This is a genomic window from Candidatus Nanosynbacter sp. HMT-352 (genome assembly GCF_021222645.1).
Lineage (GTDB): Bacteria > Patescibacteriota > Saccharimonadia > Saccharimonadales > Saccharimonadaceae > Nanosynbacter.
Genome location: NZ_CP089520.1, coordinates 211,707 through 223,902, shown reverse-complemented (window position 1 = coordinate 223,902; position 12,196 = coordinate 211,707). Strand labels below are relative to the sequence as shown.

General features: G+C 43.3%; 16 protein-coding genes. 5 read left to right on the top strand and 11 right to left on the bottom strand.

Annotated elements, in window-relative coordinates; translation table 11 throughout:
• Positions 1 to 10: 10 nt before the first annotated feature.
• Genes atpG through LR957_RS01145 form a run of 7 tightly spaced genes read right to left on the bottom strand, consistent with a single transcriptional unit; the run spans position 11 to position 4,730 of the window.
• On the bottom strand, positions 11 to 892 hold the full coding sequence (atpG, locus tag LR957_RS01175; RefSeq protein ID WP_232273169.1) for an ATP synthase F1 subunit gamma: 882 nt from the start codon (positions 890 to 892) through the stop codon (positions 11 to 13).
• 3 nt (positions 893 to 895) lie between these two features.
• Positions 896 to 2,422 (bottom strand): F0F1 ATP synthase subunit alpha, encoded by a 1,527-nt coding sequence (gene atpA, locus LR957_RS01170; protein ID WP_232273168.1) that lies wholly within the window; start codon positions 2,420 to 2,422, stop codon positions 896 to 898.
• An 8-nt stretch (positions 2,423 to 2,430) separates the two neighbouring features.
• A complete protein-coding gene (locus tag LR957_RS01165; RefSeq protein ID WP_232273167.1) occupies positions 2,431 to 2,829 on the bottom strand; it encodes a F0F1 ATP synthase subunit delta in 399 nt (132 codons plus the stop codon).
• Positions 2,830 to 3,372 carry a F0F1 ATP synthase subunit B gene (gene atpF, locus LR957_RS01160; protein WP_232273166.1) on the bottom strand — a complete coding sequence of 181 codons (543 nt, stop codon included), beginning with the start codon at positions 3,370 to 3,372 and terminating at the stop codon, positions 2,830 to 2,832.
• A gap of 15 nt (positions 3,373 to 3,387) precedes the next feature.
• Entirely contained in the window at positions 3,388 to 3,600 is a 213-nt protein-coding gene (locus tag LR957_RS01155; protein ID WP_039327198.1) for a H+-transporting ATPase, read from the bottom strand.
• A 36-nt stretch (positions 3,601 to 3,636) separates the two neighbouring features.
• Positions 3,637 to 4,473: a F0F1 ATP synthase subunit A gene (locus LR957_RS01150; protein WP_232273165.1), complete on the bottom strand. Its 837-nt coding sequence runs from the start codon at positions 4,471 to 4,473 to the stop codon at positions 3,637 to 3,639.
• The gene (locus LR957_RS01145) at positions 4,470 to 4,730 is read right to left on the bottom strand and encodes a hypothetical protein (protein ID WP_232273164.1); all 261 of its coding nucleotides are present in this window, start codon (positions 4,728 to 4,730) and stop codon (positions 4,470 to 4,472) included. The genes LR957_RS01150 and LR957_RS01145 overlap by 4 nt, the downstream gene beginning before the upstream one ends.
• Positions 4,731 to 4,769: 39 nt before the next feature.
• Between LR957_RS01145 and LR957_RS01140 the strand changes: the two genes are divergently transcribed.
• Positions 4,770 to 4,994, top strand: a complete 225-nt coding sequence (locus LR957_RS01140) for a hypothetical protein (RefSeq protein ID WP_232273163.1) — start codon at positions 4,770 to 4,772, stop codon at positions 4,992 to 4,994.
• 48 nt (positions 4,995 to 5,042) lie between these two features.
• The gene (locus LR957_RS01135; protein WP_232273162.1) at positions 5,043 to 5,330 is read left to right on the top strand and encodes a glutaredoxin family protein; all 288 of its coding nucleotides are present in this window, start codon (positions 5,043 to 5,045) and stop codon (positions 5,328 to 5,330) included.
• Positions 5,331 to 5,380: 50 nt separating this feature from the next.
• On the opposite strand, the gene LR957_RS01130 is transcribed toward LR957_RS01135, so the two are convergent.
• Complete coding sequence (locus tag LR957_RS01130; protein ID WP_232273161.1) at positions 5,381 to 7,039, bottom strand: ABC-F family ATP-binding cassette domain-containing protein; 1,659 nt, start codon at positions 7,037 to 7,039, stop codon at positions 5,381 to 5,383.
• 64 nt (positions 7,040 to 7,103) lie between these two features.
• Here LR957_RS01130 and LR957_RS01125 point away from each other — a divergent pair, with 64 nt between their 5' ends.
• Positions 7,104 to 7,514, top strand: coding sequence for a hypothetical protein (locus LR957_RS01125; RefSeq protein WP_232273160.1), 411 nt, complete (start codon positions 7,104 to 7,106; stop codon positions 7,512 to 7,514).
• Positions 7,515 to 7,533: 19 nt separating this feature from the next.
• A complete protein-coding gene (gene smpB / locus LR957_RS01120) occupies positions 7,534 to 8,010 on the top strand; it encodes an SsrA-binding protein SmpB (RefSeq protein ID WP_232273159.1) in 477 nt (158 codons plus the stop codon).
• A 29-nt stretch (positions 8,011 to 8,039) separates the two neighbouring features.
• Here smpB and LR957_RS01115 read toward each other — a convergent pair whose 3' ends face one another.
• Genes LR957_RS01115 through LR957_RS01105 form a run of 3 tightly spaced genes read right to left on the bottom strand, consistent with a single transcriptional unit; the run spans position 8,040 to position 11,333 of the window.
• Complete coding sequence (locus tag LR957_RS01115; protein ID WP_232273158.1) at positions 8,040 to 9,338, bottom strand: glycosyltransferase; 1,299 nt, start codon at positions 9,336 to 9,338, stop codon at positions 8,040 to 8,042.
• A 19-nt stretch (positions 9,339 to 9,357) separates the two neighbouring features.
• The gene (locus LR957_RS01110) at positions 9,358 to 10,380 is read right to left on the bottom strand and encodes a glycosyltransferase family 4 protein (protein WP_232273157.1); all 1,023 of its coding nucleotides are present in this window, start codon (positions 10,378 to 10,380) and stop codon (positions 9,358 to 9,360) included.
• Positions 10,381 to 10,424: 44 nt separating this feature from the next.
• Entirely contained in the window at positions 10,425 to 11,333 is a 909-nt protein-coding gene (locus tag LR957_RS01105; RefSeq protein WP_232273156.1) for an excalibur calcium-binding domain-containing protein, read from the bottom strand.
• A 59-nt stretch (positions 11,334 to 11,392) separates the two neighbouring features.
• Between LR957_RS01105 and LR957_RS01100 the strand changes: the two genes are divergently transcribed.
• Complete coding sequence (locus LR957_RS01100) at positions 11,393 to 12,193, top strand: exodeoxyribonuclease III (RefSeq protein WP_232273155.1); 801 nt, start codon at positions 11,393 to 11,395, stop codon at positions 12,191 to 12,193.
• The last annotated feature ends 3 nt before the right edge of the window (positions 12,194 to 12,196 follow it).

The following is a 12,196-nucleotide window of genomic DNA, read 5'->3' as shown; positions in this document are numbered from 1 at the left end:
TTCTCCTTTATCATTGTTCCATCGCCTCCACGCCACCAGAAATTTCAGCAAGCTCCTGAGTAATCGCTCCTTGACGAGCTTTATTCATAGCTAGTGTCAAATCATCAACCAAATCACTGGCATTATCCGTAGCATTCTTCATCGCCATCATGCGCATAGAATGTTCACTGGCTCGAGCATCAAGCAGCGCCTGCAACAGTCGCGCACCGACTAAACGATACGCCACCGCGTCCAAAACTTCTGGAATACTCGGCTCATATTTGGCGTCAGAAATCGTGTTAGAAACTTTACTCGGATCAACCAAGACTTCTGTTCCTGCCGGTAATAATCTGTCCAATTCCGCAGTCTGAACCATGCTATTGACAAAACGTGTATAAACAAGCGTAACTGCGTCAACCTCACCATTCTTAAACATATTTATCGCCGTATTTAAAATCGTATGGAATGTCAATCCAGACGGCTGATCTGGCAAATCTTCATACGTACCGACAATTTTTGTATCTTTAAGGCGTGTTGCGAACTGCGAAGCCCGGCGACCGATAGCCAAAGTCAAGTTCTCAATTCCGCGCTCATCATCACGCTTCAATAGCTCCAAATACTTCTTCAAAATATTGGTATTATATGCGCCAGCCAAACCTTTGTCGCTAGCCACCACGATAATCAATCGCTTATTTATCTTTCGCCTAACGAACAGCGGGTGGTTGTCAGTTGCGCCTTGGCTCGCTAAATAAGACAGTAGTTCTTCCGCCGCCATTGTGTACGGCGCAGAAGCCTTATCTGCCTCTTGAGCCCGACGCATTTTACTAGCCGCCACCAATTGCATAGCCTTGGTGATCTGCTTAGTCGAGTCCACCGAACGAATGCGATTTTTCAGCGCGCGAGTGCTCGGCATGAATTACTCCTCAAATCCTTTCGCTATTTCTTTCGTAGCTTCGTCAATCAATTTCAATTGCTCGTCCGAAGGCTTGTCGCCCTTGTTTAGCTCACGCATAGCATCTTTAGAATTTTTCCAGAGATAAGTCAATAGGGCAGACTGTGCGTCCTTAATCTTAGAAACTGGAACATCGTCAAACATACCGCCAGTCACAGCGTGGATACTAACAAATTGCTCCCAGACGCTCATTGGCTGATATTGTGGCTGCTTCAGAAGCTCAGTGAGTCGCTGACCTCGGTCAATTTGAGCCTTTGTTGCGTCGTCAAGGTCTGAACCGAATTGAGCAAATGATGCCAATTCGCGGAACTGAGAAAGACCGAGCTTCAAGTTTCCGCCAACAGATTTAACGGCTTTCGTCTGAGCCGCGCCACCAACGCGAGAAACTGATAGACCGGCTGAGATGGCTGGGCGAATGCCTTGATAGAACAAGTCGGTTTCCAGGAAAATCTGACCGTCGGTAATAGAAATCACGTTGGTCGGAATGTAAGCGGAAATGTCGCCAGCCTGAGTTTCGATGATTGGCAGAGCCGTCAAGCTTCCCGCGCCAAGTTCATCAGACAATTTAGCCGAACGCTCCAATAGTCGTGAATGTAAATAGAAAACATCACCTGGGTAGGCTTCACGTCCTGGTGGGCGGCGCAACAATAGCGACATCTGTCGATAAGCCACCGCATGCTTGGTCAAATCGTCATAAATCATCAATGCGTGACCGCCGTTATCGCGGAAATATTCACCCATAGCTGTACCAGCGTAAGGTGCCAAGTAAAGTAGGGAAGCTGCGTCAGACGGACTAGTCGCAACGATAATCGTCTGATCCATCACGCCCTCTTCTTTCAATCGGTCGACCAATCGAGCAATCTTCGACAATTTCTGACCAATCGCCACATAAACGTTCACCACGCCAGTCTTTTGACGAGCCTGGTTGATCATCGTATCAATAGCAATTGCCGTTTTACCAGTTTGACGGTCACCAATGATAAGCTCACGCTGACCACGACCGATTGGGAACATTGAGTCAATCGACATAATACCGGTCATCAGAGGTTCGTGAACTGATTTACGACCCATCACACCAATAGCAGGACGCTCAATTAAACCACGTTTCTTCGTCTTAATCGCTGGACCGTCGTCAAGAGGTCGACCTAGCGGATCAACCACTCGTCCCAACAGTTCCTCGCCGACAGGAACGTCTAGTACCGAACCTTTGCGACGAACGCTAGCGCCAGCCTTGACCTTATTTTCACCGCCAAGAATCACCGCACCAATCTCATCTTCCATCAAGTTTAGGGCAAATGCCTCAACCGTGTCGCCATCAGTTTCAATCTCTAGCACTTCACTATAGCCAGCATTACTTAAACCGTGAACCCAAGCCACGCCGTCACCAACGCGAATAACCACGCCAGCATCTTCCAAACCTTCTGTCGCCTCCAGCTGCGCGATTTTTTCCCGCAGGCTTTTGGCTAATTCTGTCACATCAATCTTGCTCATTTTTCCTCCTAGATTTTCTTCGCCCGCAAGTCGTTTAACTTCTTTAAAACTGTTGCGTCCAGTGTTGCGGTCGGCGTTCGTAGCTTAAGTCCACCAATCAACGTCGGGTCAATTGATTCTCTTAGAGATACTTTTGGTTTACTATTTTTACCACTTACCGCAGTCGCCAGAAATTGCTCTATTTTATGCCTTGTGTTCTCATCAAGTGCTCTCGCACTCTCGACCGATGCCACGATCTCACCGTTCTCAGCCAATTCAGCCTCAATATCTCGCACCAACAAATCAATTTCACGTTCGTGCTTTTCGTAAATCAAAAGGCCAGCAATTTCCTCCAGTACTGCGTCATTACCAGCTAAAATCTGTTCAGCTGCATACTTTGCCAACTTTCTCCTGGACACCGACTTCATCTATTTAGCCTCCTCAAGCGATTCCGAAATCAGCTTCGTATCTTTCTTCGCATCAATTTTCTCGCCCAAAACCTTGCCAGTCGCTTCAGCCACCAACTCTAATGTCGAATTGTGCAGGTCTTTCTTAGCGTTTTCAATTTCTTGAGCAATCGTATTATGTGCTTCTTTGATCAAAGCTTCAGATTTGGCAGTCGCTTTTTTAGCCGCTTCTTCAACAACTTCGGTCGCTTCTTCTCGAGCAGACGCCACGATGTCGCTAGCTTGAGCTCGTGCTTTTCGCATCATTTCGGCGGTCATTTCTTCAGCTCGGTCGGCATTTTCCTTAGCAGATTTTGCCGCCGCATCAGCCGCTTTCAAGTCTTTTTCTCGCTTGACGAGCATTTCCATCATTGGCGGATAGACAAACTTGCGAAGAACAAATAGCAAGATTAAAAATGCTACTGTCTGAAACGCCAACAACGCCCAATCAATACCCAGCGAATCAAACAAACCAGCTTTTTCCGATGCGCCAGAATTGGCAAATTGTGTTAATATTTTCTCCACAATTTACTCCGAAAACTACATAACTTTGCCGACGATTGCTGCGACGAAACCGATAATAGCAATAGCGTCGATAAATGAAATACCCAAGATCATCATTGTGCGTAGGTCGTTGATTTTTTCTGGGTTACGACCAGCGGCGTTCATGGCTGCTGCGCCAACGATTGCAGCGCCGATTGCTGCAAATGCAGCTGGGATTGCGTAGGTAAGTGCAAATGATAATGCTTCCATTGTTAATATTCTCCTTTTAGTTAATTATTACCTAATTTAATCACTCTCTGATATCGCTAATTTATTAGTTTCAGCAGAGGAGTGAACTTCATCAATTGGCTCGTGTGAATCATGGTGAGCCAACCCCAGGGAAATAAACACAGTTGATAACATAAAGAAAATATACGCCTGAATACCGCCTATAAACAACTCGAAGAAATAGAACGGCTGCAGAGCTACGGGCGACAAAAACTTCGTCATATAAGCGATGATTGCCAAGAGAATTTCGCCAGCCAAAACATTACCAAACAAACGGAAACTCAGCCCCAACATTCGCGAAAACTCTGCCACCAGCTCTAAAATTCCGACAAATGACATAATAGGATCGCGCAGTGGGTTAACAAAATATCGCCCCAAATTGCCCTTAAAGCCAAGATATTTAAACGCGTAAACCTGAGCCGCGACAATCGTAACAATTGCCAGACCGAATGTCATATTAAGATCTGCCACGCCACCGCGAAATAGAGGAGTGTGATGCTCGCCAATTGTAATCGGACCAACAATTGGCAAAAGCCCCAGCCAGTACTGCGCGATGATAAAGAAAAATAAAGTAATACAAAGCGGAGCAACTTTACGCGCCCATTTTTGATCTGGAATGACCTGGCAAACCGTATTATAAAGTCCGTCGAACGTCCACTGAATTAGCCTCGTGATAAAATTATGTTTCTTTTTACCTAAAACCGCTGCACGAGTACGAAACATCGCCCATACCAGCGCAATTAGCCCCAAAAACCCAACCAAATGTGAATTTGTAATAGATATGCCAGCAACATTGAAAACTTCGTCAACCTTTACTGAAATATGCGGACCAGCACTTGCCATATAATTAATCATTTCTTCAACTCCTGCTGTTTAATTTTAGCAATTTGCAAAACTACGAGAATCACTGAGATAATCGCGCCAGAAATAATTCCAGCAAGCAACCATCTCATCTTCATTCCACTGACATTATCCAGCCATAGACCCAGTAGAGTCAGCCCAATTGTCGGCAAAAACATTCGCCACATTGTACCAATCATCGTCCTTGCTAAAATCATCATCGTACCAGAATCGCCTATATCGTTAGCCGAAATGTCAGTTTCTTTTGTCATTACTTTCCACTATATCAATCTGTTATACTATTTTGCAAGATGCCACGACGAAATTATTCAAAAAATAGTCAAAAAGCTCAAAAAACATCATTGATGTCAATTTCAGGGTTGGCTAATTGTCAGAAAAAACGTCGCTTCTCAACAGAGATAAAAGCGCGCCAAGCAGCAGAAATCCAAGAATTAGCAAACCCGAATTTGTCGATTGATATATATCACTGCGAATGGTGCAAAAATTGGCATTTGACGTCAAAGAATTCTAAATAGGCGTAACCGCTATGTTATAATTAGAAGTGCTATTAAATAGGGGAATATATGAGCGAAGACACAACGAACAACCATCAAGACACAAAAGTTGTCGTGTACAGTACCAGCTGGTGTGCGTTTTGCCACACGGAGATGGAATGGCTGAAGAAGCTGGGAATTGATTTTGTTTCCAAAGATATCGAGGCTGATCCTGGCGCAAAAGAGGAATTGCTAAATAAAAATGGCGGCAATTTCCAAGGCGTGCCAGTAACAGACATCAACGGGGAATTAGTGCTTGGTTTTGATCGACCGAAACTACAAGATTTGCTACGAAAAAACGGCTTACTATCCGACTAATTTTCTTAAAAACGATTCAAGATTTTCCGTCAAATTCTGGCGGAAAATTTTTATTCTGCGCCAATTTGCACAACTTTTCCGCCAAGTTTTTCGCGGAAATAATTATCGTGGCTGACGTAAAGAATCGCGCCGGAATATTTGGCCAACGCTGTTTCCAATTCTTCAATACTCGGCAAATCCAAGTGGTTCGTCGGCTCGTCCAGAACTAGCAGCTGCGGGTCGTTCGCTAGCATGGAAATAATCTGAAAGCGAGCTTTTTGTCCGCCAGACAAACGAGCCAGCGGCGTCATTCGATCAGCGTCCGTGAACAAATAGTCAGCCAAAAGTTGTCGAATTTTCGTATCAGAAATTGATAAGTCTCGACTCATATATAACTTTTCAATTGCTTTTTCTAGCGGATCAGCCAGATACTTTTCGTCAATTTCCTGCTCATAAACACCAATTCGAACCTGCGGATCAAGGAAAATATCACCAGAATAAAGAATAGGACTGCCGTCAAAACTCTTGCCCGACGCCAAAATCATCCGAATCAACGTAGTCTTACCAGCGCCATTGCGACCTCTAATTTCAATCGCTTCACCTTCACGCAAATCAATATTCACGTCCTCAAACAATATCCGCTCACTAATCCCAACCGCCACATTTTCCGCACGAACCAACACATGCTGGCTGCGACTGGACGCATCTTTCATACTCAGGCGAATATTACGCGACTTGAATTTTCCGTAACGCTCGGCCGATTTATAGTCCAATTGACTAGCAGATTCTTTATCAATCCAAAACGTCGGCTTTTCCATTTCTGACAATTCCGCCAGCTCCGCCCGCGACTCATTCTCCAAACGCTTAAATTTCTGAATCGTGCCGGGATTACGCGACTTCTCCTTAAGCCTTTGATAGTCCAAAACTTTTTGTTTCAAGTTAACAATTCGCTTCTCAATCTGCTCAAAATTGTTCATTCCAGTCGTCGTCGCTTGAGCATTCTGCTTCAAATACGCATCATAATTTCCGCGGTAACTCACGGCTTGACCGTCCTTAATCTCAACTATTCGATCAACTTGCCCTAATACATCGCGATCATGCGTAATGATTAGCATCGCTTGATGTGGCTGGGAATTTATCCAATCGATAAACTGCTGTTTCGCAACGTAATCCATGTGGTTGGTAGGCTCGTCAATCAGCGCCAAATGCGCCTCCGAGTGCATAATTTTAACAATTTCCACCAGCCTTTTTTGCCCACCAGACAGGGAAGAAATCTTCCGATTACCATAACCATCTAATTGAAAATTACTCAACTCTCGCTCAATTTTCTCTTCAACTTGATAAAATCCTTTTTGATCAAACCGTTCCAGGGCTTGCGTATATTCTTCAATTTTTCGCATATTGTCGCCCATGGTTAGTGGATATTCATCGATAATTTTCTTTAGCTTAGAATATTCTGGAAGTCCGCTAAGAATATACGACATAACCGTTTGCTCACCCAAACCGTGATGTTCCTGAGCGGTAGTCGCAATCGTAATGCCACGGCGAAAAACAACTTCTCCCGTGTAATCATTATCTGTACCCGCCAATATTCCAAAAAGCGTCGACTTACCAACGCCGTTACGACCAACCACGCCGACTTTCTCGCCATCGTCCACACTAAACTTGACGTCTTTCATTAACGTCTTATCACCAAAACTTTTTTCAGTGATATGAATATCAGCTATCATCTAACTTATTATAACAGAGACAATTCACTTGTATTTATACAAATTAATGTTATAATATAAACCTATGGAAAAGTATACTGGAAACGTCATATTGCTTCCAACCGATCATATTTACAGAGAATTATCAAACAGCATAAGGTCTATTTCAGACGAACTCAAAGACGACATAGCCGAAAATATTTCTGAAACTTTAAGCGACTTGGAATTAAATCTCTCACTCATCGAACAGCATGAAGACTTTAGGGATTTTCCTCTAGCGTTCCGAATAATCGATGGCATACACGAAGTGACGAAGAGAAGTAGTTGTGTCGATCAATTAAAAAATTGTCCGTCAATAGTAGGAATAATTGAAAGATTGGCAGATTTAAGTCCGAATGACCATCGCTTTAACCCAGATAACCCACACGTATCTCTCTTTGGGCATATAGAGAAAGCGCAAACCATTATGAAAATCCTAAAATCATCAGAAAACTAAACCTGCTATAATATAATTCATGTCGAAGCTAAAAGCCAAAAAACCAGCTACGCAAAATATCGTCAATCGTCGCGCACGGTTTGATTATGAACTTGGCGAAGAAATAGTTGCCGGCTTAGTTTTAACTGGAATGGAAGTACGAGCCGCCAGAGAAGGTCACGTCCAGCTTAAAGGCTCATTTGTTAGCTTAAGAAATGGCGAACTATGGCTAAATAACGCTAGTTTTTCCTTGCGTTTAAACGTTCGCGGAGAAGCAAATAGCCGCTCAGTCGACACTTCGGCGCGGAAATTATTGGTAAGTAAAAAACAGTTATCTAATTTTACAGAAGCCAAAAAACAGGGAATGACAATTGTCCCAACCAAATTATTGACCAACGAAAAATTCATTAAAGTTGTAATTGCACTCGGAAAAGGTAAGAAAAATTACGACAAACGCCAAACCATCAAACGCCGCGACCAAGATAGGGAAACTAAAAGGCTTATCTCTAATAGATAATCGTACCGATCACAAACTCAGCCTGAGATTTATTGATTTTCGCGCGCTTTAATCAGATTTTCATAAAGCTTTTCAAGCTTCTTCACTTGGCTTCGCTCCGTAAACTTGTTGGCTAATTTTTTACTTTCAGCACTAAATTCTGCTTGTTTTTTCGGACTTTTTAGAATTGCAATTACTTTTTCCGCAACACTTTCTGGATTATTCTCCGCAAAATAGCCATTAACTCCGTCTTTCACAACCTCTGAAACTCCCTTGTCAATAATAACAATCGGCTTTCCGGCATGAGCAGCTTCATGAAGCACCCAGCCTTGTGTATCTTTAAGTGAAGGAAAAGTAAACACGCTCATCACTTTATAGGCCACATCCAGATCTTCTCGCGGCATGGCGCCAGTAAATATAATCCTATCCGCAAAATCCGTCTCGGCTGCCATTTTTTCCAAAGTCTTTCGATATTCAAAATCGCCAACAAATAGCAATTTCGATTTCGGACGAGCTTCAGCGATAAACTCGCTAAACGCCTGAATCAAAATCGGCAAATTCTTTTCCTCGCCCAAACGTCCAACAAAACCAAACACTTCATCCTTTTCATCAAGATTCCATTGCTCGCGAAATTCTGCGACTCGTTTCGCGCTCGCCCGCGGAAGAGCATTCACGCCGTTTGGCATTAAAGTAACGTCGTACGCGTAATCTTCAGTCTGCCAAGATTCCAATTGATCACGGCTTTTACGCGACAGGGCAATTACCGCGTCAGCTTTGCTGTATAAAATAGTTATAATACGCTCAATAATATCTTTATTCCATTTCGTTACGCCATTACGCGGACGGTAAAGTTTGACAACTTCCAGTAAATCTTGTCCGTTCAATTTCACCGACAATGGAAAAACCACTCCCGCCAACGCCAAAACTCCTGGCAAAACCGCAGGATAATGATCAACGAATTCGTATAGATCCGTACAATGCTGAATAATCAAAGGAATATTATTTTTCTTCGCTGCCCTCACACCCAATAGCCCAATTTGCGATGGCGTAAAAATATGTACTACATCCAAATTCATATTGGCAATTTGGCGTTGTACTACAGGAGGGAAAAATACTGACGTGTCGTAATCATCAAAGAACGCGCCCGTAATTGAGCGGAAACGAATTATTCGACTATTCTTATCTTCGTGGAGAAGTTCGGCTTGCTTGGACGGACTAATAGACTTTGCTGGGCAAAAAACATAGACCTCATGCCCCAAAGCTTCCAGCTCGCGCTTTAATGATTCAACAACATAAACGATACCGTTAATGGACGGTCTGTAACTGTCCGTAAAAAGTCCTATCCTCATAATAGCCCCATTATACCATTTATATCAGCGATCGATAAAATTCGACCAATCGCTCGGCGCCGGCACTACTATCAAAACGCTCAGCAATTTTCTCAGCACCAAGTTGCGCTTTCTTATAAGCTTTATTATCTTTGCGCAATTTACTGATCAACTCCAAGAACTCATCGTCCGTTTTCGCCATAACAGCGTCGCCCTTAAATGTGTCGTTATATTGCGGAATATCGCGTAGAATGATCGGCAAGCCAGCGCCAGCCGCCTCCAACACACACATAGGATGGTTTTCTTGCATAGCGGGCAGAACAAAAACGTCAGCAGCGACATAATAGTCACGAACATTCTCCAGAGGTATCACACCAGTTACAGTGAGATTATTCGGCGCATTTTTAATCATATCTTGCATGGCGTTATAATCCGCGCCTAAATTCTTAAACGGAATTCCTCCCACCCAGAAAAACTTTACATCTGGCATTTCTTTGGCAGCTTTTATTAAAATATCCAAACGCTTTCGTGGCTGAACTTGACCATTTCCCATTACTACAAAATCGCTATCCTTCAAGCCAAGCTTCTTCCGAGCCGACTTTTTCTCCGCAGCAGAATGCTTATATCTCGACATATTTATCGTATTGTAAAGAACTTTCGTCTTTGGCACGTGCATATCATTTATCAATTCATCAGCAACCATACCGGAGCAAGCCAAAACCAAATCAGCCTTTTTATAAAAGAATTTCAGCCACGCTCGGCCTAAAGGCTTCCAGTATTTCGCACCTTTAAGCGAGCCAATAAAACTATCCGGCACAAGATGAGCAGAAACGACTTTTTTGCCACCTTTTTTCATCAAATGCCGGAACGAGTATAAACCCATAGTCTGAATATGAACAATGTCAGCAGGACGATCAGAATTTACTTCAATATCAATATCTTTTCTTTTACGAAGCGCGTCTGCAATCTCTTTATAGGCCGTATGTACGCCATGACCTTGAACGGTAAACTCGCTTTCAGAAATCATATTAACAATTAGTTTTTTATCGTCTTTCTTACTCATATCTACAGTATAGCAAAAAGATTTTCGTTACTCATGGATATAGGCTATTTGTGCTTATCGCAAGCAATACCGTCATTGTCGCCGTCAAGGTGGGGTGAATATCCAGGCTCGCCACGACGCATGTGGCTATATCCAGCGGCGCGAGCCTCCTTGCAACTACGGAAATGTGGACCCTGAGGAGATGGCTGTGGGGCAGGAGCAGCCTGGCGTGGTATAGGCTGAGATCTAGTAGTCTGTTGCTGAGCATTAATCTGCTGCTGGCGCGCCCGAGCGGCCGCCGCCGCTTCTTCCTGCTTCTTCTTTTCTTCTGCCTCTTTCTTAGCCTTCTCGGCACGTTCTTTTTCTTCCTGCTTGGCTTTTTCTAATTTAGCAATACGCTCAGAGAATTGTCCGCGTTTATCTTCTGGCAATTTATCAATATCTGATTTGGCACGAGAAATATTTTCATCAGAAGAATCTTCTTCTGCTTTCTTAACTATTTCTTCAGTTTTACTAAGAGCTTTCTCAAGCTCCTGCTTATCATAATCATCCTTTGTTTGGCGATGGATTTTAATTGTCTTATCACCACGACGCTTGCCATCAACAATAGAAATGTTTACATCGCTGTCGCCTTCTTTGATATTTTCAATCTTATACTTAATGAAGCCGCTCGTATCCTTACTGTTGTATACACTAACCCTATCTCCAGCAACCTTCACCTCAGCAAAAGTGCTAATGCCAGAAATTTTAGCAGAAATCTCACGCTTAGTCGTATGATAATCAAGCTTAATGTCGTCATCTATCTCAGAAACTACTATCGACACATTATCTCTCTCAAGTCTAGACTGTTCCATTAAGCCACCCGCATAGCCAATAACCCCCAAGGCTACAACTATACAGCCAAAAATAATTAATCCTCGTTTTCGTTTTTTTGTAAGTAGCGGTCGTTTATTTTTTGCAAAGAGATTAAGCATAATAGGATCTTTTCCTTTCCTTGTAGATGGATTATATCACAATGAGATATAATTAGCTTATGAAATTATTTTCCTGGAATGTAAACGGTATTCGCGCAGTTATCAACAAGGGTGAATTCGCAAAGTTCATCGACACGTACGATCCAGATATTCTGTGCCTGCAGGAAACTAAGGCCACCAGAGATCAAGTTGAAATTGACCTGCCAAATTATTACGAGCATTTCTATTCCGCCGCCAAAAAAGGCTATTCTGGCACGGCAATTTTCTCTAAAATCCCACCTCTGAATTGGCGCGACGGTTTTCCACTAAACATCATTAAGCAATTTGATTTAACGGGCGACGAATACGGCAATCCAGCCGACGAAGGACGAATTATCACCGCCGAGTTTGACTATTTTTGGGTTGTCAATTGCTACACTCCGAACTCAAAAGGGGATTTGAGCCGATTAGATTTGCGATATAAAAAATGGGACAAGGCAGTTCTGGCTTATCTGGAAGAATTGGAATTGTCAAAGCCAGTCCTTTATTGTGGCGATATGAACGTGGCACATCAGGAGATTGATTTAGCAAATCCGAAGCCTAACGTTGGCAAACACGGCTTTACTGATGAGGAGAGGGAAGGTTTTCAGAACTATTTGGACGCTGGATTTATTGACACTTTCCGGGCGGCTTTCCCCGAAAAAACTGGCGCGTACAGTTGGTGGACACACTGGGCAAATGCCAGAGCGCGAAATGTCGGTTGGCGGATTGACTATTGGCTAGCGTCGCGTGAAATTGCAAATCGCGTTACTAATCCGCAAATCCATCCAGAACAAATGGGCAGCGATCATTGCCCGGTGAGCATTGAGGTAAATTTGTAATGG

Excerpts from the sequence above, each read along its gene's own strand:
- LR957_RS01100 (WP_232273155.1), top strand. The coding sequence starts at position 11,393 with ATGAAATTATTTTCCTGGAATGTAAACGGTATTCGCGCAGTTATCAAC.
- smpB (WP_232273159.1), top strand. The coding sequence starts at position 7,534 with ATGTCGAAGCTAAAAGCCAAAAAACCAGCTACGCAAAATATCGTCAAT.
- LR957_RS01105 (WP_232273156.1), bottom strand. The coding sequence starts at position 11,333 with ATGCTTAATCTCTTTGCAAAAAATAAACGACCGCTACTTACAAAAAAA.
- LR957_RS01125 (WP_232273160.1), top strand. The coding sequence starts at position 7,104 with ATGGAAAAGTATACTGGAAACGTCATATTGCTTCCAACCGATCATATT.
- LR957_RS01165 (WP_232273167.1), bottom strand. The coding sequence starts at position 2,829 with ATGAAGTCGGTGTCCAGGAGAAAGTTGGCAAAGTATGCAGCTGAACAG.
- LR957_RS01140 (WP_232273163.1), top strand. The coding sequence starts at position 4,770 with ATGCCACGACGAAATTATTCAAAAAATAGTCAAAAAGCTCAAAAAACA.
- LR957_RS01155 (WP_039327198.1), bottom strand. The coding sequence starts at position 3,600 with ATGGAAGCATTATCATTTGCACTTACCTACGCAATCCCAGCTGCATTT.
- atpG (WP_232273169.1), bottom strand. The coding sequence starts at position 892 with ATGCCGAGCACTCGCGCGCTGAAAAATCGCATTCGTTCGGTGGACTCG.
- atpA (WP_232273168.1), bottom strand. The coding sequence starts at position 2,422 with ATGAGCAAGATTGATGTGACAGAATTAGCCAAAAGCCTGCGGGAAAAA.
- LR957_RS01130 (WP_232273161.1), bottom strand. The coding sequence starts at position 7,039 with ATGATAGCTGATATTCATATCACTGAAAAAAGTTTTGGTGATAAGACG.
- LR957_RS01135 (WP_232273162.1), top strand. The coding sequence starts at position 5,043 with ATGAGCGAAGACACAACGAACAACCATCAAGACACAAAAGTTGTCGTG.
- LR957_RS01150 (WP_232273165.1), bottom strand. The coding sequence starts at position 4,473 with ATGATTAATTATATGGCAAGTGCTGGTCCGCATATTTCAGTAAAGGTT.
- LR957_RS01145 (WP_232273164.1), bottom strand. The coding sequence starts at position 4,730 with ATGACAAAAGAAACTGACATTTCGGCTAACGATATAGGCGATTCTGGT.
- LR957_RS01110 (WP_232273157.1), bottom strand. The coding sequence starts at position 10,380 with ATGAGTAAGAAAGACGATAAAAAACTAATTGTTAATATGATTTCTGAA.
- LR957_RS01115 (WP_232273158.1), bottom strand. The coding sequence starts at position 9,338 with ATGAGGATAGGACTTTTTACGGACAGTTACAGACCGTCCATTAACGGT.